Source organism: Acinetobacter sp. RF14B (assembly GCF_006864105.1).
GTDB classification, from domain to species: Bacteria; Pseudomonadota; Gammaproteobacteria; order Pseudomonadales; family Moraxellaceae; genus Acinetobacter; species Acinetobacter lwoffii_C.
Window position 1 is genome coordinate 1 of sequence record NZ_SMTB01000242.1, and the last position, 509, is coordinate 509.

Annotated in this window: 1 protein-coding gene and 1 pseudogene; both read right to left on the bottom strand. The window is 43.6% G+C overall.

Annotation, left to right across the window (positions count from 1 at the left end):
* Positions 1 to 447 (bottom strand): cyclic-di-AMP-binding protein CbpB (cbpB, locus tag E2K52_RS14740; RefSeq protein ID WP_151205720.1); only part of this gene is annotated, 447 nt, incomplete at its 3' end.
* A pseudogene (locus E2K52_RS15655) lies at positions 444 to 509 on the bottom strand (YfcE family phosphodiesterase); the annotation flags it as partial. The gene cbpB and the pseudogene E2K52_RS15655, both read right to left, overlap by 4 nt.

The window sequence follows — 509 nt, forward strand, 5'->3', positions numbered from 1 at the left end:
CTCATATTCCTTACTAAAGTCATGTAAGAGAGCATTGACAGCCTTGAGGATAGACTTGCGCGTGATGATTCCTTGAAAAATCCCTTCACCATCTACGACTGGTAAGAAAGGTTCATCTACCAGTTTATGGAGGACCTCTGTGATGTTATAGTCTGGAGCGACAACTGCCACATCCGTCTTGGTCATATTGACGATGTCTGTCGTTGCCATCTGCTCATCCGTCAAACCTTGCTCCATTTGATAAGCCAAAATGTCTCTCAGACCAATGGTTCCGACAAAGCGTTTGTCAAAGGTCACAACAGGGATACGGGTATAGGTAATTTGGCTCAGCACCAAAATTGCATGATCAGCATTATGGGTATCAATCAAGGCTGCTAGATTCTCAGCAGGGGTAAGAAAAGTCTCTTCCTGCTCCAATAAAAATGCTTCAAATTCCTTGGCAATCATCGAGTAAACTCCTTGGACAAGCCCGGATAAACCTCATGATCACGTGTCAAAAAGTCTACTTT